The organism is Nocardioides sp. (assembly GCA_037045645.1).
GTDB lineage: Bacteria > Actinomycetota > Actinomycetes > Propionibacteriales > Nocardioidaceae > Nocardioides.
On sequence record JBAOIH010000006.1, the window covers coordinates 1 to 21,038 of the forward strand.

General features: G+C 68.9%; 19 protein-coding genes and 1 pseudogene. 14 read left to right on the forward strand and 6 right to left on the reverse strand.

From position 1 onward, the window contains the following. Nucleotides 1-737 (forward strand): ABC transporter ATP-binding protein (locus V9G04_16165; GenBank protein MEI2714778.1); only part of this gene is annotated, 737 nt, incomplete at its 5' end. A 139-nt stretch (nt 738-876) separates the two neighbouring features. Then, nucleotides 877-2,952 (forward strand): N-acetylmuramoyl-L-alanine amidase, encoded by a 2,076-nt coding sequence (locus tag V9G04_16170; protein ID MEI2714779.1) that lies wholly within the window; start codon nt 877-879, stop codon nt 2,950-2,952. Nucleotides 2,953-2,974: 22 nt separating this feature from the next. Here the strand turns inward: V9G04_16170 and V9G04_16175 are convergent, their stop codons facing one another. Continuing rightward, the gene (locus V9G04_16175; GenBank protein ID MEI2714780.1) at nt 2,975-3,706 is read right to left on the reverse strand and encodes a TIGR03089 family protein; all 732 of its coding nucleotides are present in this window, start codon (nt 3,704-3,706) and stop codon (nt 2,975-2,977) included. Nucleotides 3,707-3,743: 37 nt separating this feature from the next. On the opposite strand from V9G04_16175, the gene V9G04_16180 reads away from it, so the two are divergent. Next, nucleotides 3,744-4,802, forward strand: a complete 1,059-nt coding sequence (locus tag V9G04_16180; GenBank protein MEI2714781.1) for a mannose-1-phosphate guanylyltransferase — start codon at nt 3,744-3,746, stop codon at nt 4,800-4,802. Nucleotides 4,803-5,024: 222 nt separating this feature from the next. On the opposite strand, the gene V9G04_16185 is transcribed toward V9G04_16180, so the two are convergent. From V9G04_16185 to cofD, 4 genes and pseudogenes are all read right to left on the reverse strand, one after another. Then, the gene (locus V9G04_16185; GenBank protein ID MEI2714782.1) at nt 5,025-5,771 is read right to left on the reverse strand and encodes a DUF3105 domain-containing protein; all 747 of its coding nucleotides are present in this window, start codon (nt 5,769-5,771) and stop codon (nt 5,025-5,027) included. A gap of 57 nt (nt 5,772-5,828) precedes the next feature. Next, nucleotides 5,829-6,116: a hypothetical protein gene (locus V9G04_16190; protein MEI2714783.1), complete on the reverse strand. Its 288-nt coding sequence runs from the start codon at nt 6,114-6,116 to the stop codon at nt 5,829-5,831. Between the two features lie 109 nt (nt 6,117-6,225). Further along, nucleotides 6,226-6,774, reverse strand: a pseudogene (gene cofE / locus V9G04_16195) (coenzyme F420-0:L-glutamate ligase). Between the two features lie 30 nt (nt 6,775-6,804). After that, nucleotides 6,805-7,803 (reverse strand): 2-phospho-L-lactate transferase, encoded by a 999-nt coding sequence (cofD, locus tag V9G04_16200; GenBank protein MEI2714784.1) that lies wholly within the window; start codon nt 7,801-7,803, stop codon nt 6,805-6,807. A 174-nt stretch (nt 7,804-7,977) separates the two neighbouring features. On the opposite strand from cofD, the gene V9G04_16205 reads away from it, so the two are divergent. Genes V9G04_16205 through V9G04_16215 form a run of 3 tightly spaced genes read left to right on the forward strand, consistent with a single transcriptional unit; the run spans nt 7,978 to nt 12,611 of the window. Next, entirely contained in the window at nt 7,978-8,232 is a 255-nt protein-coding gene (locus V9G04_16205; GenBank protein MEI2714785.1) for a WhiB family transcriptional regulator, read from the forward strand. Nucleotides 8,233-8,283: 51 nt separating this feature from the next. Continuing rightward, the gene (locus V9G04_16210) at nt 8,284-11,220 is read left to right on the forward strand and encodes a glycosyltransferase family 2 protein (GenBank protein ID MEI2714786.1); all 2,937 of its coding nucleotides are present in this window, start codon (nt 8,284-8,286) and stop codon (nt 11,218-11,220) included. Beyond that, entirely contained in the window at nt 11,217-12,611 is a 1,395-nt protein-coding gene (locus tag V9G04_16215; GenBank protein ID MEI2714787.1) for a DUF5719 family protein, read from the forward strand. Before V9G04_16210 ends, V9G04_16215 begins: the two co-directional genes overlap by 4 nt. Here the strand turns inward: V9G04_16215 and V9G04_16220 are convergent. Then, nucleotides 12,599-13,039 (reverse strand): metallopeptidase family protein, encoded by a 441-nt coding sequence (locus V9G04_16220; GenBank protein MEI2714788.1) that lies wholly within the window; start codon nt 13,037-13,039, stop codon nt 12,599-12,601. The two genes, V9G04_16215 and V9G04_16220, sit on opposite strands and share 13 nt — an antisense overlap. Before the next feature lie 49 nt (nt 13,040-13,088). Here V9G04_16220 and V9G04_16225 point away from each other — a divergent pair, with 49 nt between their 5' ends. From V9G04_16225 to mtrB, 8 genes are all read left to right on the forward strand, one after another. Then, on the forward strand, nt 13,089-13,445 hold the full coding sequence (locus V9G04_16225; GenBank protein ID MEI2714789.1) for a DUF3499 domain-containing protein: 357 nt from the start codon (nt 13,089-13,091) through the stop codon (nt 13,443-13,445). 30 nt (nt 13,446-13,475) lie between these two features. Continuing rightward, nucleotides 13,476-14,855 (forward strand): phosphomannomutase/phosphoglucomutase, encoded by a 1,380-nt coding sequence (locus tag V9G04_16230; GenBank protein ID MEI2714790.1) that lies wholly within the window; start codon nt 13,476-13,478, stop codon nt 14,853-14,855. Further along, on the forward strand, nt 14,852-15,013 hold the full coding sequence (locus tag V9G04_16235) for a Trm112 family protein (protein MEI2714791.1): 162 nt from the start codon (nt 14,852-14,854) through the stop codon (nt 15,011-15,013). Before V9G04_16230 ends, V9G04_16235 begins: the two co-directional genes overlap by 4 nt. A gap of 4 nt (nt 15,014-15,017) precedes the next feature. Then, entirely contained in the window at nt 15,018-16,055 is a 1,038-nt protein-coding gene (locus V9G04_16240) for an SIS domain-containing protein (GenBank protein ID MEI2714792.1), read from the forward strand. Beyond that, nucleotides 16,052-17,092 (forward strand): DUF808 domain-containing protein, encoded by a 1,041-nt coding sequence (locus tag V9G04_16245; GenBank protein MEI2714793.1) that lies wholly within the window; start codon nt 16,052-16,054, stop codon nt 17,090-17,092. The genes V9G04_16240 and V9G04_16245 overlap by 4 nt, the downstream gene beginning before the upstream one ends. A 136-nt stretch (nt 17,093-17,228) precedes the next feature. Further along, nucleotides 17,229-18,686 carry an adenosylhomocysteinase gene (gene ahcY / locus V9G04_16250; protein MEI2714794.1) on the forward strand — a complete coding sequence of 486 codons (1,458 nt, stop codon included), beginning with the start codon at nt 17,229-17,231 and terminating at the stop codon, nt 18,684-18,686. 27 nt (nt 18,687-18,713) lie between these two features. Then, nucleotides 18,714-19,430, forward strand: a complete 717-nt coding sequence (mtrA, locus tag V9G04_16255; GenBank protein ID MEI2714795.1) for an MtrAB system response regulator MtrA — start codon at nt 18,714-18,716, stop codon at nt 19,428-19,430. Nucleotides 19,431-19,495: 65 nt separating this feature from the next. After that, entirely contained in the window at nt 19,496-21,037 is a 1,542-nt protein-coding gene (gene mtrB / locus V9G04_16260; GenBank protein MEI2714796.1) for an MtrAB system histidine kinase MtrB, read from the forward strand. Nucleotide 21,038: the final 1 nt, after the last annotated feature.

A 21,038-nucleotide genomic window follows, 5' to 3' on the forward strand; every position in this document is an offset into this window, starting at 1 on the left:
ATTGTAATCACCGCACCCTCAAGCAGGTCCTGCGCGCGCGTATGAACGGCGAGAAGGGCAACGACAGCTTCAAGGCGATCGACGGCGTCTCGTTCGAGGTCCAACAGGGCGAGTCGATCGGGCTGATGGGTCTCAACGGATCAGGCAAGTCCACCCTGCTCAAGATGATCAACGGTGTGATGCGCCCCGACGAGGGCCAGGTCCTCACCCGCGGCAGGATCTCGGGCCTGATCGCCACCGGCGCGGGGTTCCACAAGGAACTCACCGGCCGGCAGAACATCTACATGAACGCCGCGATCCTGGGGATGTCGAAGCAGGAGACCAACGCGAAGTTCGACGACATCGCGAGCTTCGCCGATGTCGGCCGCTTCATGGACACCCCGGTGGGCAACTACTCGTCGGGGATGTTCTCGCGCCTCGGCTTCTCGGTCGCGGTGCACGTGGACTGCGACATCTTCATCGCCGACGAGGTCTTGGCGGTGGGGGACAAGCCGTTCAAGACCAAGTGTCTGGCCAAGATGGAGGAGATCCGCGACTCCGGCGTGACGCTTTTCTATGTCAGCCACGCCGCTGGTTCGGTCAAGCGCATGTGCGAGCGCGTCGTCGTGCTGGAGCAGGGCCGGCTGGGCTACGACGGTGAGGTCAAAGCGGGCATCAAGTACCTCAAGTACGACGACGACGTGGACGAGAAGGACGCCGAATCCGAGCGTGACGACGCGCTCGCCAACGACATCTGATTTGACATTTCCAGAAACTACCGGCGTGTCGACTGGAAATTACAGGCTTGTAGTTACTCGCGAACCCTTGCGGTGACCAGTGTGACTGATGTGAAACTTGCGCATCCTGTGACGTCTCTTCCCCACGGAGTCGCTTGTCATGCGCGCGCTTCAAGGTCGTGTGATCACCGCGTGCCAGCAGTTGCTGGCCCTCGCGGTGGTCCTGGCCGCCCTCACCCCGGCGGCGTCTGTCGTCAGCCTCGATGTCGTCGGGGCGGACTCCGGATCGCGCACCTCTGACGCGGTGCACACCCGCGCGCTGGAACTCTCGGCGTACGCCCGCAAAGCGAGTGCGCCTGCGCTGGTGGACCGGGCTCCCGTCGAGCCCCGCGTACGCAAGATCGCGCTGACGACGCCCACCGGCAAGCCTCTCGCCGGACTCGCTGCCCGAGCCGGTGGCGACGAGGCGCTGTCCGCGCGGGTGGTCAGCAAGCCCCAGGCGGTCTCAGGCTTCGGCGCCGTGGGAGTCACCTGGGCTCGTGGGACGCAACTGGCCGACGACCAGATCACCGTGGAGAGTCGCACCCTCGACAACGGTCGCTGGTCGAAGTGGACCCAGATCGAGTTCCACGACGAGCACGGCCCCGACCCGAAGAGTGCCGAGGGGCGTCGGGCGATTCCCGGCACCGACCCTCTGCTGGTCGGGCGTGTCGACGACGTCCAGGTGCGAGCGACCACGGCGAAGGGCGTACCCATGCCTGCGGGCATGCAGGTGTCCCTCATCGACCCGGGGACCGACCGTGTGACCGCACGTGCGCGTCCCGAACTCTCGCCGACCCAGGCCAGCGACACCGCCGCGTACACCGCGAAGACGAACGCGCGCGCGGCCTTCACGCCGATGCCGGCGATCTTCTCGCGTGCCCAGTGGGGCGCCGACGAGCGGATGCGCGGTGCGAGCTCGCCGAAGTACTACGAGGTCCATGCGGGCTTCGTCCACCACACGGTCACCGGCAATGACTACACCCAAGCCGACGTCCCGGGCATCATCCGCGGGATCTATGCCTTCCACACCAAGTCTCGGGGCTGGAGCGACATCGGCTACAACTTCCTGGTCGACAAGTTCGGCCGGATCTGGGAGGGCCGCTACGGCGGAATCGACCGGCCGGTGGTGGGTGCCCACACCTTGGGCTACAACGAGTACTCGTTCGCGATGTCGGCGATCGGCAACTACGAGACCGCGAACCCGACCCCGCAGATGCTCCAGGCGTACGGCGCGATCTTCGCCTGGAAACTCTCCCTGCACGGCGTCTCCGCCTCGTCGCCGGCACAGCAGGTCGGGCGCAAGACGTTCCAGGCCATCAACGGTCACCGCGACGCCGGCTCCACGGCGTGCCCGGGCAGGAACCTCTATGCCGAACTCCCGACGATCCGGGCGTACGCAGCCGGCGGACAGGTTGGCTGGTCGGGCCGAGAGCGGGAATCGAATCTGATGGGCACCGCTCACCCAGACCTGATCGTGCGTCGTGCCTCGGACAAACAGGCCTTCATCATCCAGACGGCCGGATCAGGTGCGGCCGTCGCTTCGCCGGTCGCCACCGGCGTCGACCTGTCGTCCGCGCGCCAGGTGCTCAACGTGGGGGACTGGGATCGTGACGGCAACGGTGACTTCATGACCCGGCAGGCCCCGGACAACGCGCTCTGGCTGTATCGAGGTGACGGAGCCGGCGGGTTCGCCGCCCCGGTGCAGGTCGGCACCGCGGCCGGGCTCAGGCTGCTCAGCGCGGTCGGCGACATCACGGGGGACGGCTATCCGGACCTGATGGCGCAGCCCAAGGGTGCCTCCATGCGGATCTATGTAGGTGCCGGGATGGGCGGCTTCTCGACCAGCTATGTCGCGTACTCGCCGATCACGGCCCGACAATTCATCGGCATCGGACTGATGAACGGTGACGGGGCGCCCGACGGGCTCTACGTGACAAAGGGGCCCGACCGGGTATTGATGCTGGTGGGCGGCAACGGCCCCGGAGGACTGACCAAGGGTGCTCGGCAGGTCAAGAAGCGGATGCAGCGCTTCGACTGGGTCCTCGGCGTCTCCGACGTGGACGTGACCGGCCATGCCGACCTGGTCGTACGCCGTAAGTCCAACGGCGCCCTGCTCGTGATGCCGGGGTCGGAGTCCGGCTTCGGGCGCGCCATCAAGATCGGCAACGCCTCCGGGTTCGACCTGGCGGGCTGATCGATGACTGTGCTGCGGCCCGCTACTCGGCCTCGACCGGCCAGGACGAGGTCGCACGTTCCACGTCGTAGGTGTGCCGACGAGCGGCGACATCCCCGCCGCTGACCCAGACCGCCGAGCCACCCAGTGCGAGTGGCGCGGTGAAGGTGGCCAATCCGGAAGGGGAAGCCGGGTTGGCCCCAGTGAAGAGGCGGCCGCCGCGGACGAGACCAGAACCCTCGAGTTCGGTCGCAGCGGTGGCCGCCTCCCACACTTCTTCGTGGGTCAGTCCCGACACCGCCAGATCGTCGGGCTCCGGCGGGTCCCACGGGATGAAGGCATCCGGCTGGCTCCATACCTCGACGCCGAGATCGCGTACGCCATCGGGCAGCGCCCCGGGTGCAAACCGCAGCCCGAGCGGATGCAGCGCACTCGCGAGCACCGGTCGCCCCTCGAACGAGCGCGCCTGCATCGAGCCGGGTCCGCAGATCGCCAGATCCGCATCCCCGTCCCAGACGACCTCCGCTCCCACGGTCCATGCCGCCCCCAACGCGACCGGTCCGAGCCAACTGGCGGGCAGGTCGATCAGCACCCGCCCACCTCGTTCGATGTCGAACTCCTCGGCCAGCAGCGAGGCGACCTTGGCGACCCAGTTGGCGTACGTCGTCACGGAGAGTTCGGTGCGCTCGGCCGTGGTCAGGTCGTAGTACGTCACCAACGGACGGCCCGGCTCAACTCGCAGGGCAGCCTGAAGGATCGAGGCGAAAGTCGTCACCCAGCGCACAATAGAGGCACACATTAAGGTTCGGGCCATGACGTTCTGGGCGGTGATCCCAGCCGGCGGTGCCGGCACCAGGCTCTGGCCACTCTCGCGGCAGGCGCGCCCGAAGTTCCTGCTCGACCCCACCGGTGCCGGTCGTACGCTCATCCAACAGACCCGCGACCGCTTGCGGCCCCTCACCGACGACCGCGTGCTCGTGGTCACCGGGCTGCTGCACGCCGCCGAGGTCGGAAGTCAGTTGGACGACCTGCCCCGCGACCACATCCTGGCCGAACCGTCGGCGCGCGACTCGATGGCCGCCATGGGCCTGGCCGCAGCCGTCCTCGAACTGCGAGATCCCGACGCCGTGATGGGAGCCTTCCCCGCCGACCACGTGATCTCTGATCCTGCCGGGTTCCGGTCTGTGGTCACGACGGCGGTCTCCGTTGCTGCGGAGTCCGACCTCCTCGTCACGCTCGGTATCGACCCGACGCATCCGGCCACGGGCTTCGGCTACATCCGCCTCGGTGCCGCGTTGGGTGAGACCGGCGCGTACGCCGTCGAGGAGTTCGTGGAGAAGCCCGACGCCGAACGCGCTGCGTCCTATCTCGCGCAAGGGGGGTTCCGCTGGAACGCCGGAATGTTCGTCGTACGCCCTACCGTCCTGCTCGACCTCCTGGCCGCCCAAGACCCCGACTTCGCGGCCTCGCTGCGTGCCCTCGCAGCGGCGCCCGATCGGCTCGACGAGTTGTGGCCCACACTCACCAAGATCTCGGTCGACTATGCGGTCGCCGAACCGGCCGCCGCAGCGGGCCGGGTGGCCGTCGTACCCGGCGCATTCGGCTGGGATGACATCGGCGACTTCGCGTCATTGCGCGAACTCGCCGGGAATGATGCCCTCAACGTGATCGGGCCCCGCGACCTCGTCGTCTCCCGTGATGCCACCGGCCTGGTCGTCCCCGGCTCGGGGCGCACGGTCGCCGTCATCGGTCTCGAGGACATCGTCGTGGTCGACACCCCCGACGCGCTGCTGGTCAGCAGTACGGACCGCGCTCAGGACGTGAAGTGGATCGTCGACGAACTACGCGAGCGCGCCCCCGGGTTGCTCTGACGGCCAGCGCGCTGGGCTTGTTCGGACGTACGTCCGAAGAGGCTCGTGTGAGCCCTCAGACGACATTGAATGTCGCCCTCGGGCCTCCACTCGTCGCTCGCTCCCGGCTGCGCCGGGGCGACCTCCTCGCTGCTTGAATGTCGCCCTCGGGCCTCCACTCGTCGCTCGCTCCCGGCTGCGCCGGGGCTCCCTCCTCGCTCCAGCCCTCGGACGACGCAGCCCTCAGACGACGGTCGGCTCGGGCGAGTCCATGTACGGGTACTTGATCATGAAGTCCTGCAACGCGGCACCGCTGGGAGACGAGCAGTACTGCCATACGCCGACCTGCTTGCCGGTGGCGTCCGAGCCGGTGCCGCCGACAGACCAGTGGGTGTAGGCGATGTGCTGGCCCTTCGGGAATGCCTTGCCGTCCGACTTCAGCCACGGCACCGCAATGAACTTGTGCCGAAGGTTGGTCGTGCCACCGAACTTGTCGGCCATTCCGCGGATCACGCTCATCATCTCGGGATCACCCGCGGCCGTCTTGTCGTACCACACCAGCGTGTAGCCGTGTTCGAGGTTGTGGATCAAACGCCCCACCTCCGGGCGGTCGCCCTTGGTGTAGAGTTTCTTGTCCATCGGCTCCCACACGTTGTAGTGCGTGCCGAAGGCCGGGGGAGCGTCCTTGAGATCCAGTGGCGTGCCCGGCTCGACGTGCTCCTGGTTGCCGGTCGCCTCCTTCGTCGTGATCTTCTGGCATGCCGACGCGGGTGCGCCCAGATCCTCCAGCGCGGTGTCGCGGTGCTGGCGCGCGTCGAGCCGTTCCATGATCGGCTTGTACGCCGCCGCGCCGATGATCAGCAGGCCGACCAACATGCACGCACCGACGATCATCATGCCGCGGCTCCGCTCGGCGGAGCGCTGCTGGTTGAGCATCTTCTCGACGCGGGCTTGCCGCTCGGTGCGCTCGGACTTGGTCGGTTTTGCCACAGGAATCCTCGAGACAGAAAGAGACAGACAGAACTGGCGGGGTAGGTGGCGCGGAGTCTACGGAGCGGTCGGTCGGATCATGGGCCCCCGGTCGTCGACGCGCACGAGAGTCCAGCCATGGGCGTACGCCAGCACGCGCACGAGCGCCTCGCCGACGTCCGGTACGACCAGGCCGTGCTCGACCTGCTCGGCATCGATGTCGAACGCGATCCGGACTGCCTGCGCCACCTCGGCCTCGCTGGCGGGGGATCCGAAGATGGCCATGTCGTCGGCTGCGCCCGCGAGTGCTCGTACGACCGCCTCCCGCGCACCGAACCCGAACAGATCGCCGCCTTCGGGTCGCACCAGAAGCTGCCGCGCCCGGACCGTCGACGTCAGGAGGCAGTACGTGTCGCGCCAACCCGCGCACGATCGCGAAAGGCCGCCCGCCCAACTTGGTCTGTGCCAACTCGGCCGCTCCCGCGATCTCGTCGGCGACGGCCGGGGCGGTGACGGCCAACTCGTTGCCGTGCGCATCGAACTGACCCGCGAAGGACTCCAGCGGCAGCAGTCCGGCCGCGCCGATGGCCACGTCGGTCTGTCCCTCGCGCCACGGCCGGCCCAGCGTGTCGGTCACGATCACCGCGACGTCCACCCCGCGCCCGGCCAAGGCCGACCGCAGTCGGCGTGCGGACGCGTCGGGATCCAGGGGTAGCAGGACGACGCTGCCGGTCTCCACATTGGAGGCGTCGACTCCGGCCGCAGCCAGAGTCAACCCGTTGCGGTTGCGTACGATCGCCAGCGGGCCACGGCGCGCGACCACGCGCACCGTCTCGGCTGCGATCGCCTCCTCGCGCGGTGCGGTGACGACGCGGCCCTCGGACTTGCTCACTGCCTTGCTGGTCACCACGACCACGTCGCCCGAGACCAGTGGCCGCGCGGTGCTCGCCGACCACACCAACGAGGCAAGGTCGTCGCCCGCAGCGATCTCCGGCACCCCGTCGGGTGCCCAGACCTGGATCACGACACCATCCGCATCACGACACCATCCGCATCACGACACGAGGTCCAGTGCCTGCTCGGCCATCGCGCCGGTGGCGTCATGGTCCGTCATCAGCAGGGGTACGGCCCGGCAGGCGATTCCGAGCGACTCGACCCGGGCCACGGCGTCGGAATCTGCTTGATCGACCAGCCAGCCGTCGAGCACGCCACCTGCGGACCTGGCGCCGTACAACTGCGCGACCCCCGCAGCCGACACCTCGATGCCCTTGGCGGCCAACAGTTGATTCGCCATACCCCGCACATGCGAGCCGCCGATGATCGGCGAGAGCCCGACGACCTTTGCCGAGGAGGATCTGAGGGCGTCGGTGATCCCCGGCACGCCCAAGATGGTGCCGACACTGACCACGGGGTTCGAGGGAGGCAGCACGATGACATCGGCGTGGGCAAGCGCCTCGACCACGCCGGGGGCCGGAGCGGACTTCTCCAAGCCCACGACCAGCACCTCCAGCGCCGGGGGAGTGGCTTGCAGGCCGACCCAGTACTCCTGAAAGTGCACGACGCGACGCCCGGACGGGGACTCGTCGTCGGGGATGACGATGTGCGTCTCCACCCGGTCGTCGGTCATCGGCAACAACTCCACGCCCGGCTGCCAACGGGTGCACAGCGCCGAAGTGACCTGGGAGAGCGGGTAGCCGGCGTCCAGCATCCGGGTCCGCATCAGATGCGTGGCGATGTCGCGATCACCCAGCCCGAACCACGGTGCTTCACCGCCGTACGCCGCCAATTCCTCCTTGACGCTCCAGGTTTCTTCACGCCGACCCCAGCCTCGGTCGAGGTCGATGCCGTTCCCGAGGGTGTACATCACAGTGTCGAGGTCGGGGCAGATCTTCAGACCGTGCAACCAGAGGTCGTCGGCGGTGTTGGCAACCACGGTGACCTGCGCGGATGGCATCTGGTGCAGCAGGCCTTGCAGGAATCGGGCACCGCCGATCCCGCCGGACAGCACGGTCAGTCGAAGCCCGTCGGAGGGGCCATGGGGAGCAATCGTCACGAGGACAACCTTGGCGTACGCCCTGGCGTATAGCAGATCCGGGCTTGACTTCCTGGGTACGACAGGCTTGTAATTCCCACAGTGTTATTCGCGGCGTGTCGCTGCGGAATTCTCAATCTCGATCTGATCCACCACTTCCAATGTCTGCACCACCCGGGCCGAAAGGGCAGTTTGATGAAGGAGTTGCTTCTTCTCGAGGCCGACGGCGGCGAACTCGGCTGGCAAGAGCGCGGATTGTGCGCGCAGACCGACCCGGAGGCGTTCTTCCCCGAGAAGGGCGGCTCGACTCGTGAGGCGAAGAAGGTGTGCCTGACCTGCGAGGTCCGCACCGAATGTCTCGAGTACGCCTTGGCGCACGACGAGCGATTCGGCATCTGGGGTGGACTCTCCGAGCGCGAGCGGCGCAAGCTCAAGAAGCGCGCGGTCTGAGGCGTTCGCCCAGATTCGCTGCGCTCTCGGCCCGCTGAGTAGGGTGCCCGAGTGGCAGCGCAACCCGAGGAAACCGTAGGGGTCGTCCTCGTCAGCCACTCCGGAGAGAGTTGGCTCGGTGCCGTCCTGGACGGCCTCGAGGAGCAGACCGTCCTGCCTACGGCCCTTGCCGCTGTCGACACCGGCAGCAAGGACGGCAGCGTCGCGTTGCTGCAAGAGCGGGTGGGCGAGGCCGGCGTCGTCACGCTGGGGCGTCAGACCTCGTACGCCCAGGCCGTCGCGGCCGGTGTCGAGCTGCTGCACACCCGAGGCGCGCAGCCGCGCTGGCTCTGGCTCCTCCACGATGACAGCCGACCCGCACCCGAGGCGTTGGCGCGGCTGCTCGAAGCCGCCAGGCAGCACCCCGAGGCCGCGATCTTGGGGCCGAAACTGCGCGAGTGGCCGTCGTTGCGACGTCTCCTGGAGCTCGGCGTCACGATCTCGGGCACCGGCAGGCGGGAGACCGGACTCGAACGCGGTGAGTACGACCAGGGCCAGCACGACGACGTGCGCCGGGTGCTGGCCGTCAACACGGCCGGGATGCTCGTACGCACCGACGTGTGGCGGCGGCTCGGTGGCTTCGATGACGCCCTGCCCGTCTTCGGCAACGACATCGATCTCGGCTGGCGTGCCGCCAACGCGGGAGAGACCACGCTGATCGTCCCGCAGGCGGTGGTCTTTCACGTCGAGGCTGCCCACCGGGGCATCCGCCGTACGCCCCTCACGGGCCGGCATACCCACTATCAAGAGCGCCGCGCGGCTCTCTACACGCTGCTCGCCAACGCGCCCGGTCGTACGCTGCCCTGGCAGATCGTCCGGTTGACCTTCGCGACGATGTTGCGCGCACTGGGGTTCCTCCTGCTGCGCTCGATCGGCGAAGCGGCCGACGAACTGGCCGCCTGGGTCAACGTCCTGGCCCGGCCCGGACAGGTACGTGCGGCTCGACGCGACCGCGCCCGGCTGCTGGGGGGCGACGAGGCAGCCGCGGTCGCACAGCTGCGCCCGCCGTGGTGGTTGCCCTATCGGCATGGCCTCGACAACGTCTCGGACTTCGCCGAAGCGGCCACCAATCAGGCCCAGGACGTCGCCGAGCGGCGCCGCGCCGCCGCGCTGGTCGACGCGGGACCGGGCGCGCTCCCTGCGGCCGTACGTTCCGATCTCGATCCGTTGGACGACGACGAGGACGACGTCGGCGAGGACACCGGTCTGGTCGCCAGATTCCTCACCAGCCCCGTCGCGCTCGGGCTCGCGGCGCTGGTGGTCGCGATGCTCGTCGGCACCCGCTCGGCGTGGGGCCGAGTCTCAGGGGCGGGTCTCTCGGCGGCTCCCGAGCGTGCCGCGGACTGGTGGCAGCTCTACGCGGAGTCCACCCACCCGCTCGCGCTCGGCACCCAGGTTGTCGCGCCGGCCTACACCGCCGTGCTGGCTGCTCTCGGCACGGTTCTCGGAGGGTCCGGCCCGGCCGCGGTCAGCGCCGTGCTGCTCGCCTCGATGCCGCTCGCACTATGGGGCACCTGGCGGCTGCTGCGCGTGATCGGTCGCTTCCTCGATCCGGTCGGTGCTCCCCGTTGGTTGGTCGCGGCGGGGTCTGCGACCTACGCGCTGACCCCGGCCGTGAGTGGCCTGTGGGGCGACGGCAGACTCGGTCCGATCGTGACCACGGCGCTGTTCCCGTGGTTCGCGCATGCGTTGCTCGGCTTCGCAGATCCCGAACCCGAACGACGCTGGCGTGCTGCCTGGCGTACGGGTGTCCTGCTCACCGTGATCACGGCTTTCGCGCCCTCGCTCTATGTCTTCGCGGTCCTGCTGGCAGTGCTGGTGATCGCGCTCGCGGCCATGTTCAGCCGGTCGTTGCTTACGGATCGTTCGGTGTCGGCTCCGCCCCTGCTGGCCTTGAGCCTGCCCGTGTTGTTGCTGGTGCCCTGGTGGTGGCCGCTGCTGACTGCGGGTGATGGGGCCGGGCTGCTGCTCGAGCCCGGTCGTGTGCCACCGTCGACGACGACGCCACTGGAGTTGCTGGGCGGCCAGCTTGCGGATGCGGCTCCGGGCTGGCTGGTGCTCCCGCTGGGACTTGCCGCGATCGTGGCCCTCCTGCATCCCAGGTCGCGTCCAGCGGCCCTGCTCGGCTGGCTGCTGGTCGCGGTCGCCGCACTTGCGGCGGTGCTCGTGACGACACCGACGCTCGACCTGCGGGTCGGGGACGTGCGCGCGAGTTCCGCATCGCTGCTGCCGGTGCTGGTGGTGGGCTTGGTCGTGGCAGCGGTCTCGCTCGGCCTGGCGCTGGTGCGCTCGGACTGGGGGAGCCGAGCGCGGCTGCGTACCCCCGTGGGGGCATGCTTGATCGCGCTCGCGCTCGCAATGCCCGTTCTGGGTGCCGGCTGGTTCGCGGTCCAGGGCGGGTCGGGACTCAGCGCCGCCGGTGACGACGAGGTTCCCGCGTACATGCGCCAGCGCGCTGCCCTCGGGCCCGAACACGGTGTGCTGCTGGTGCGCGGCACGGTCGAGGATGGCTTCACCTACTGGGTCCGTCGCGGCGATGGTGCCACCCTCGGCGAGGACGAGGTGCTCGCCCTGACGCCACCCGACGCCGACTTCGTGAAGAGCCTGAGCACGCTCGCCATGCGCCCCGCGCCCGCAGCCGTACGCTCGCTGGCCGATGCGGGCGTCGAATACGTCGTCTTCCCCGAGCCTGCCGATGGTCGAGTGGCGGCGCACCTCGACGCGACGACGGGGCTCTCCCAGGCAAGTGCTGAGAATCGCCGGACCCGCGCCTGGAAGGTGGACCTCCAACCGAGCACGCCCTTCCATGCCGGTGCTGTCACGTGGGGTCGTGGGCTGCTGCTCGCGGCCCAGGCGATCGCGGTGCTCGTGGCCCTCGTGCTCTGCGGACCGAGCCGTCCGCGTCGGCGCCGCGAGCCGGACGCGGAGGTCGAGGTGTCGACGCTGTGACCGACTCCATCACGCCACGCTCGGGGCGCCGCGCGGCAGCAGCCCGGGACACCTCCCGGGTCAGCAAGGCCGGTGCCCTGGCTCTGGTCCTGCCGCTGATCTCGCTGGGCCTCCTGCTCCTGGTCAATCCGGATGCGCCGCCGGTCGAGAAACACCCGCCGGCGGACATCGCCCTCGCTCGCCTCGACCTGGTCTGTCCGGCGGCCGTCGCCCCGGGCGACTCGGTGCTCGCTGCTCAGCAGGAGACCGACGGCGAGATAACCGTCCGGGTCGGGAAGGCCGAGCCGGACACCGTACGTGTCGACGTCTCGGCCGCCAAGGTCTCGTCCTCGCGCCAGCCGGTGGTCGTGACCGGCGTCGACCAGGTCGCTCCCGGTCTCGTGGCGGCGCGCGTCGGTCCCCGGGGCGCGACCCAGTGCGCAAGTCCGCGCGCGGAGGCCTGGTTCACCGGGCTCGGCGCGCGACCCACGCACCGTTCCTCCATCCGGCTTACCAACCCCGACGCCGGACCCGCGATCGCCGACTTCGAAGTCTTCTCCCGCCGGGGACCACTCAACGTGGCGGCACTGCGCGGCATCCGAGTGCCCGGCCGGTCCACGCTCACCCTCGACCTGGCCGAGGTCAGCCCCCGGCGCACCGACCTCGCCGCAAAACTCACCGTGCAGAGGGGGAGGATCGGCAGCAGCGTCTGGGACGAGGGAGACCCCTTCGGCCGGGGCGCGGTGCCTGGAGGTTGGCTCGCCCCACAGGCCGAACCCGGCACGGCGCTGCGCCTGCTCGGGGTGCCCAGATTCGACCGGGGCACTCAGACCCTCACGCTGTTGAACCCGGGCGACTCCGAGGCCCGCGCGACCCTGCGCTTCATCGGAGCGGAGAGCGAGTTCGCTCCCGAGGGCCTCGACGACGTCACGATCGCACCCGGAAGCGTGGTCAACGTGGCGCTGCACGATCTAGTGGCCGCCGAGCAGGGCGACATCCTCGGTGTTCTCGTCGAGTCGACCCTGCCCGTCACCGCCACCTTGCGCGCGGAGACCGAGGACCGCCTGACCCACGCGACGCCAGGTGCCGAACTCTCCGATGCGGCAGGAGTGATTCCCGCTGGACAGGCCGCGATCGTGATCGCCGGCGCCACCAAGGCCGGAACAGTGGTGCTCTCCACCGACACCGGCGACGACGTCCGGGCGCGTGTCGGGCCACGTCGCGGCACCACCTTGGAGATCCCGGCCGGCGCGAGCACGTTCCGGGTCCGGTTCACCGGCACGACCGCACGCGCGGCCCTGGTCGTGCGCACGCGCACCGGGATGATCTCCACGCCGTTGGCCCCGCTGGTGTTGCAAGGCCAGGCGCCTTACGTGGGTCCGGCTCTGCCCGGTGCCGATCAGCCGGAGTAGCGGGGGTCGACCTCGTCAGGGTCGAGGCCGAGGATCGCCGCGAGTTGCTCGGCGAGCAGGGACCGTACGCCCGCCTCCAGATCGGCCCGACCGGCGCAGCGTGCCTCGATCGGACGACGGAACAGCACGATCCGGTCGGGCTCGCTCCCGGTCCCACGCAGCAGCGAAGCCAGCGGGACCGGGTCGCTCCAGTCATCGGGCAACAACGGGGTGTCCTCCACGGCGTACTCCACGAGCCCGAGTCGGTCGTGCCAACGGGCGTCGTACTCCGCCACCACTCGCAGCGTCAGCTCGTCGAAGACCTCGCGTGCGGTCGGTCGCGCCGGCCGCCCGGGCAGCAGCGACCCCACCGCGGGACCCCGCATGCCGCGACCGCGACGATCGCGGATGCGTCGAGGACGCGGGCCCTCCACATCGCCTCGACTCACTCCGCGAGCCTACGCGGAGCCTTCCTGCTCGCGGAGTACCGTCACGCCCGTGAGTCTGTCGCGTCGTTGTTCTCGCACTGCGTGCGGTCGCAATGCCGTCGCCACGCTTACCTATGTGTACGCCGACCAGACCGCCGTCCTCGGTCCGTTGTCCACCTACGCCGAGCCCCATGCGTACGACCTGTGTGCCCAGCACGCCGACCGGCTCTCGGTCCCTCGCGGCTGGGACGTGCTGCGCCTGGCCCCGGTGAGCGAGGACCCCGGGCCCACGACCGACGACCTGCTCGCGCTGGCCGATGCCGTACGCGAGGCCGGGCGACCGGCACCGCAACCCCAGCAGATCCAGGAGCCGCCCACCAAGCACGGTGTCCGGCGCGGCCATCTGCGCGCGTTGGCCACCGACTGAGGCGGCACTTCGGTTCGTTAGTCTTGCGCGGTGCCAGACGACAGTTATACCGACGAGCAACTCGACGCGGTCTTCAAGGCCTACGACGTGCGCGGCCTGGTGGGTTCGCAGATCGACGAGCGACTCGCCACCCGAGTCGGGATGGCGTTCGTCGAGGTGCTGGGGGCGGACAGCGTCGTGGTGGGCCACGACATGCGGCCCAGTTCACCCAGCCTGGCGGGAGCATTCGCGGCGGGTGCGACCCATGCGGGTGCCGACGTGACGATGATCGGGCTGGCATCCACCGACCAGCTCTATTACGCCAGCGGCGCGTTCGGGATGCCCGGGGCGATGTTCACCGCCAGCCACAACCCGGCTGCCTACAACGGCATCAAGTTGTGTCGCTCCGAGGCTCGCCCGGTCGGGATGGAGTCGGGTCTGCGTGAGATCCGCGACGCGCTGCTGTCCTCGGCGCGGGCACCCCACGCACGAGAGGGCCTGATTCGCCGCCGCGACGCCCTCGCCGCGTACGCCCTGCACCTGCTCACCCTGGCACCGGTCTCCGGCCGCCGCCTCAAGGTCGTGGCCGATGCCGGGAACGGGATGGCCGGGCACACCGCGCCCGCCGTGTTCGCCCGCCTGGGCGAGGCGCAGGTCGACCTGATCCCCCTCTACTTCGAACTCGACGGCACCTTCCCCAACCACGACGCCAATCCGCTCGACCCGACCACGCTCGTCGATCTGCAAGAGCGTGTCCTGGCCGAGGGCGCGGACATCGGCCTGGCGTTCGACGGTGATGCCGACCGCTGCTTCGTGGTCGACGAGCGCGGGGAGTTGGTCTCCCCATCCACGCTGACCGCGCTGATCGCGACTCGCGAACTCGCCAAAGAACCCGGCGCCACGATCATCCACAACCTGATCACCAGTCGCGCCGTGCCCGAGATCGTCGCCGAGTCGGGTGGTACGCCGGTCCGCACCCGGGTCGGGCACTCCTACATCAAGCAGCAGATGGCCGAGACCGGCGCCGTGTTCGGAGGCGAGCACTCGGGGCACTTCTACTTCCGAGACTTCTGGCGGGCCGACAGCGGCATGCTGGCGGCGTTGCACACCTTGGCGGCGCTGGCGCAGACCGAGCAGCCGTTGTCGGTGCTGTTGTCCCGCTTCGAGCGGTACGTCTCCAGTGGCGAGATCAACAGCGAAGTCGCGGACGTCGACGCGGCGCGCGCTCGTGTCGAGGAACACTTCGCCGACTACGACGGCGTCACCCTGGACCACCTCGACGGGCTCACTGCCACCCACGCCGACTGGACGGTCAACGTACGCCCGTCCAACACCGAGCCGTTGCTGCGCCTCAACGTCGAGGGAGCCGATGCTGCCACCATGGTCACCCTGCGTGACGAGACCCTCGACCTGATCCGGAGTGCCTCATGATCGACCCCCGCCTGCGCGAGATCATCCGTTGCCCCCAGTGCCACGGCGATCTGACCGATGCGCCTGACGAACTGCTCTGCGCCACCTGCGCTCTGGCCTACCCCATCCGCGGTGAGATCCCGGTCTTGCTGGTCGACGAAGCCCGTACGACCCGCTGAGCCCATGGCCTCCTGGTTCGACGACTCCCGGCTCGACGACGCGCGGATCCTCGAGCGTCACGACACAGTGCTGCGCCAGTTGGCAGAGTCCGGCGCCCGGGTACGGCGCGATGCGGCCGAAGCCGAGGCAGCCCTGCGCGAGGCACTGATCGCCCAGCGCGAGGCGGCGCGGCCCCGAGCCGTGCTGGCCGCCGGCCCGGATGCCCGGCTGTTGCGCGCGGTGCTGGAGCAGACCTGCCCCGTGCCGTTCGTGGCGTGGCCCCATCCGGCGCTGCCAGGCTGGGTCGGTGGGCTCGACCTGGTCGTGGTGCTGGCCCCCGAGGGCAGCGACCGAGGTGCCGCCGCAGCAGTAGCCGAAGCGGTCCGACGTGGCTGCCAACTCGTCGTGGTGGCCCCTGAGCGCTCGCTGGTGGCCGAGCACGCGGTGGGCCGCTGGGTGACCCTGCTGCCGACGGTCACCGGGGATCCGCTCGGCACCGCAGTCGTGATGCTCGACTACCTGGCCCGCCTGGCGCTCGGTCCGACCTCGGATGCCGAGGACGTGGCCACCGCCCTGGACGCCGTCGCGACCGCCTGCTCGCCGCACCGCGATCTGGCCGTGAACCCGGCGAAGATGAGCGCCATCGCGCTTGCCGATGCCACCCCGGTGGTGTGGGGCGGCTCGGTGCTTGCTGCACGCGCCGCGCGCCGCGTCGCCGAATCCTTGCGGCGGACGACAGGTCGCAGCGCCGTGGCGGGGGAGTTGGGACAGGTGTTGCCCCTGATCGAGGGTGCGCCGCTGCGTGACGTCTTCGCCGACCCGTTCGCCGAGGATGCGCCGTCGGCGCCGCCGGTGCTGCTGATCCTCGAGGACGGCGCGGAGGAACCCTGGGTTCGTGAGGACCGCGGACGACTGCTTGCCGCGGCCCAGCAGCGTGGCGTACGCGTCGAGACGCTGCGCAGTGACCGGGCGACCGAGGTCGCACGCTACGCCGACCTTTTGCTTCAAGGCACCTATGCCGCCGAGTATCTACGCCTCGGTCTGATTGAGGAGACACCATGAGCGCCGGACTGTTCGGACTGCTGGACGACATCGCCGCGCTCGCGCGGATCGCGGCCGCATCCGTCGACGATGTCGGCGCTGCCGCCGGTCGCGCCTCGGCCAAGGCGGCCGGTGTGGTGGTCGACGACACCGCGGTGACCCCGCAATACCTGCAAGGTTCCGCCGCCGAACGCGAACTCCCGATCATCAAGAAGATCGCGATCGGCTCCCTGCGCAACAAGTTGCTGTTCATCCTGCCTGCGGCGGTGCTGCTGGGGCAGTTCCTTCCTCAGTTGTTGCCGGTGATCTTGATCTTCGGTGGCGGCTTCTTGGCCTACGAAGGCGCGCACAAGGTCCACGAGCGACTCAGCGGGCACGACACCGCCGCCGAGCAGGACATCTCGGGTCAAGGTGAGTTCACCCCCGAGCACGAGAAGGCCACGATCGCCGGTGCCATCCGCACCGACTTCATCCTCTCGGCCGAGATCATGGTGATCGCGCTGAAGGAGGTCGTCAGCGGCGATCCGGACGCCGGCATCTGGATGCGCGCGATCGTGCTCACGGTCGTGGCGATCATGATCACGTTCTTGGTGTACGGCGTGGTCGCGCTGATCGTGAAGATGGACGACGTCGGTCTCTCGCTGGCCAAGCGAGAGTCGGCGTTGAGCCAGCGCATCGGACTCGGTCTGGTCGCGGCGATGCCCAGACTGTTGGCCGCGATCTCGCTGATCGGCACCTTGGCGATGCTGTGGGTGGGTGGTCATATCTTCTTGGTGTCCCTGTACGAGATCGGTGGTCACGACGGCCTGCTCGACGGCACCGCGCTCGGGCATGCCCTGCACGCCCCGTACGCCCTCGTCCACGACTGGGAGGGATCGGTCCACGACGCCATCGGAGGTGCGCTCGGGTCGTTGGCCGGCTGGCTGGTCAACACCTTGCTGTCCGCCGTGGTCGGCCTGGTGGTCGGCTTCGTCGTCTTCTATGTCCTGCGCCTGTTCGGCGTGGGAGGACACGGCGACGACGCGCACGCGGACGCGGCCAGCGCCCAGGCGCACTGATCGGCCCCTCGCAGCATCGAGGATTCCTCGATCCGCACTCGGCACGCCTACTCTCGTGGGGTCAGCGTGGGAGATCCCGACAGCGCGCAGATGCGCGACGCGACACCTACTCCATTTGATCCCAGGAGACAGCTTCATGGACTTCAAGGTCGCAGACCTCACGCTCGCCGAGTTCGGCCGCAAGGAGATCGAGCTCGCCGAGCACGAGATGCCCGGCCTGATGGCGATGCGCGAGCGCTACGGCGCTGACCAGCCGCTCAAGGGTGCTCGCATCGCCGGCTCGTTGCACATGACCATCCAGACCGCCGTCCTGATCGAGACGCTGGTCGACCTCGGCGCCGACGTGCGCTGGGCCACCTGCAATATCTTCTCCACCCAGGACCACGCCGCCGCAGCGGTCGTCGTGGGTCGCGACGGCACCGTCGACGCCCCGGCCGGCACCCCGGTGTTCGCCTGGAAGGGCGAGACGCTCGCCCAGTACTGGGACGAGGCCGAGAAGGTCTTCGACTTCACCGACGCCGACGGCAACCGCGTCGGCCCCAACATGCTGCTCGACGACGGCGGCGACATCACCCTGCTCGTGCACAAGGGTGTCGAGTACGAGAAGGCCGGCGTCGTGCCGCCGCTCGACTCCACCGACAACGAGGAGTTCAAGGAGGTCCTCCGGGTCCTCGCGCGCTCCCTCGCAGCCGACCCCCAGCGCTGGACCCGAATCGCCGCGGACATCAAGGGTGTCACCGAGGAGACCACGACCGGCGTCCACCGCCTCTACGAGCGCTTCAAGGAAGGCTCGCTGCTCTTCCCGGCGATCAACGTCAACGACTCGGTGACCAAGTCCAAGTTCGACAACAAGTACGGCTGCCGCCACTCGCTGGTCGACGGCATCAACCGCGCCACCGACGTGATGATCGGCGGCAAGGTCGCGGTCGTGTGCGGCTACGGCGACGTCGGCAAGGGCTCGGCTGAGTCTTTGCGCGGCCAGGGTGCTCGCGTCATCGTCACCGAGATCGACCCGATCTGCGCGCTCCAGGCCGCGATGGACGGCTACGAGGTCCGCCGCCTCGAGTCGGTCGTCGAGACCGCCGACATCTTCGTCACCACGACCGGCAACTTCGACATCATCAAGGTCGAGCACTTCGAGCGGATGAAGAACCAGGCCATCGTCGGCAACATCGGCCACTTCGACAACGAGATCGACATGAGCGGTCTGGCTCAGATCCCGGGCATCGTCAAGGACGAGATCAAGCCGCAGGTCCACCAGTGGATCTTCCCCGGCGAGAACGGTCAGGCCGGCAAGAAGATCATCGTCTTGTCGGAGGGCCGCCTGCTCAACCTGGGCAACGCGACCGGACACCCCTCGTTCGTGATGTCGAACTCCTTCACCAACCAGGTGCTGGCCCAGATCGAGGTCTTCACCAAGGCCGACGAGTACCCCATCGGCGTACACGTGCTGCCCAAGCATCTCGACGAGGAGGTGGCACGCCTGCACCTGGACTCGCTGGGCGTGGAGCTCACCGAACTCACCAAGGAGCAGGCCGAATACATCGGCGTCGCGGTCGAAGGCCCCTACAAGCCGGAGCACTACCGCTACTGACGTGGTGGCGGTGGCACACTTGCCCCTATGACCGTTGACTCGTCCGGGGGAGTACGAGGCCGGATCCTCGTCGTCGACGACGACGCGTCCCTGGCCGAGATGCTCACGATCGTGTTGCGCCAGGAAGGCTTCGAGTCCCGCGTATGTGCCCGCGGGGACGAAGCCCTCGACGCGTTCCACGACTACCGCCCCGACCTCGTCCTGCTGGACCTGATGCTGCCCGGTGCCGACGGCATCGACGTATGCCGTCAGATCCGGATGGAGTCCGGCGTACCCATCGTGATGCTCACCGCCAAGAGCGACACGATCGACATCGTGGTGGGGTTGGAGAGCGGTGCGGACGACTATGTCGTCAAGCCGTTCAAGCCCAAGGAGTTGGTGGCGCGGATCCGCGCCCGGGTCCGCCGCAACTCGGCCGTCGAGGGGGAGACGATCTCGGTCGGCGACGTCAGCATCGACGTGGCCGGGCACGCGGTGACGCGCGACGGCGAGCCGATCAGCCTGACGCCGTTGGAGTTCGACCTGCTGCTGTGCCTGGCGCGCAAGCCCTGGCAGGTGTTCACCCGTGAGGTGCTGCTGGAACAGGTCTGGGGCTACCGCCATGCGGCGGATACCCGCCTGGTCAATGTGCATGTGCAGCGATTGCGCTCCAAGGTCGAGCACGATCCGGAGAATCCCGAGATCGTGCTGACCGTGCGCGGCGTCGGCTACAAGGCGGGCGCCCACAACGCGGGTGCGTCCTGAGCGTCCGCGAGGGCCCGCCCACGAGAGGCGGCCTGCGTTGGTGGCTCACCTTCTGGCGCCGGTCGTTGCAGGCGCGCGTCGTCGCGAGCACCGTCTTGCTGTCGGCGATCGTCACGACGGCTGTCGGCTGGTTCCTGTTGCAGAACACCCGCGACGGACTGGTGGACCAGCGCGTCAACGCGGTGCTGCGTGAGACCGGCACCGAACGAAACGAGGCGGTCAACGCACTGGTCCGCGTCCCCGGCAACCAGAGCGATGTCGGGACCCAATTGCGAGAACTCGTCGACCCGATCATCGAGCGGGGAGCGGCGCGCGACTTCAAGGTCGTCCTGACCGGACCTGTCGGGATGCAACGGCCCCTGACCGAGGGCGGCACCCATTACAGCGACGGGCTCGACCCCGACAGCGTGCCCGACTCGATGCTGCGCGCGTTCGCCGCCCCGAGCGCTCCCAAGTGGACCTACACCGAGATCCGCACCATCGCGGCCGACGGCACCGAGGACCAGACGCCCGGCATCGTGACCGGCACCCAGTTCCAACTGCCGGCAGACAACAACAATCTCTACACCCTCTACTTCCTCTTCCCGATGTCGGAGGAGCAGAAGACGCTGGCCCTGGTGACCCGCAGTGCTCTCACGGCCGGCATCTTCTTGCTGGTCCTGGTGGCCGGGGTGACCTGGCTGGTCACCCGACAGGTCGTGACCCCGATCCGGATGGCGCGACGTGTGGCCGAGCGATTGGCCGCCGGTGGTCTGCAGGAGCGTCTGCGGGTCAGCGGCGAGGACGATCTGGCCAGATTGGCGACCTCGTTCAACCAGATGGCCTCCAACCTTCAGCGCCAGATCCGCCAGCTTGAGGAACTCAGCCGAGTCCAGCGCCGGTTCGTGGCTGACGTGTCGCACGAGTTGCGCACCCCCTTGACGACCGTACGGATGGCCGGCGACGTCTTGCACGATGCGCGCACCGAGTTCGACCCGGCCACGGCGCGCGCGGCGGAGTTGTTGCAGAAGGAACTCGATCGCTTCGAGACCCTGCTCGCCGACCTGCTGGAGATCAGTCGTTTCGACGCGGGTGCCGCACAACTCGACCTCGACGACGTCAACCTCGTCGACGTGGCGCATCGCATCGCCGACATGACCCGGCCGCTGGCGCAGCAGCGTGGCGTGCAGGTTGTCGTACGGTCCCCGCAGCGGGCCTGCCTGGCGGAGGCCGACGTACGCCGGGTCGAGCGGATCGTGCGCAACCTGGTCACCAACGCCATCGACCACGCCGAGTCACAAGACGTCGTCGTCACCGTGGACAGTGCGGACGATGCGGCGGCGATCTCCGTACGCGACTATGGCGTCGGCCTCGACGCGGCGGAGACCGCGATGGTGTTCAACCGGTTCTGGCGTTCCGATCCGGCCCGGGCACGCACGAGTGGTGGCACCGGACTCGGTCTCGCGATCGCGCTGGAGGACGCGCACCTGCACGGTGGCTGGTTGCAGGCCTGGGGTCGGCGTGGTGCGGGTGCGCAATTCCGGTTGACCCTGCCGCGCCACGCCGGGGATCGGTTGCGGCACAGCCCGTTGCCTCTCGTTCCCGCCGATGCGCAGGAGAGGGTCTGAG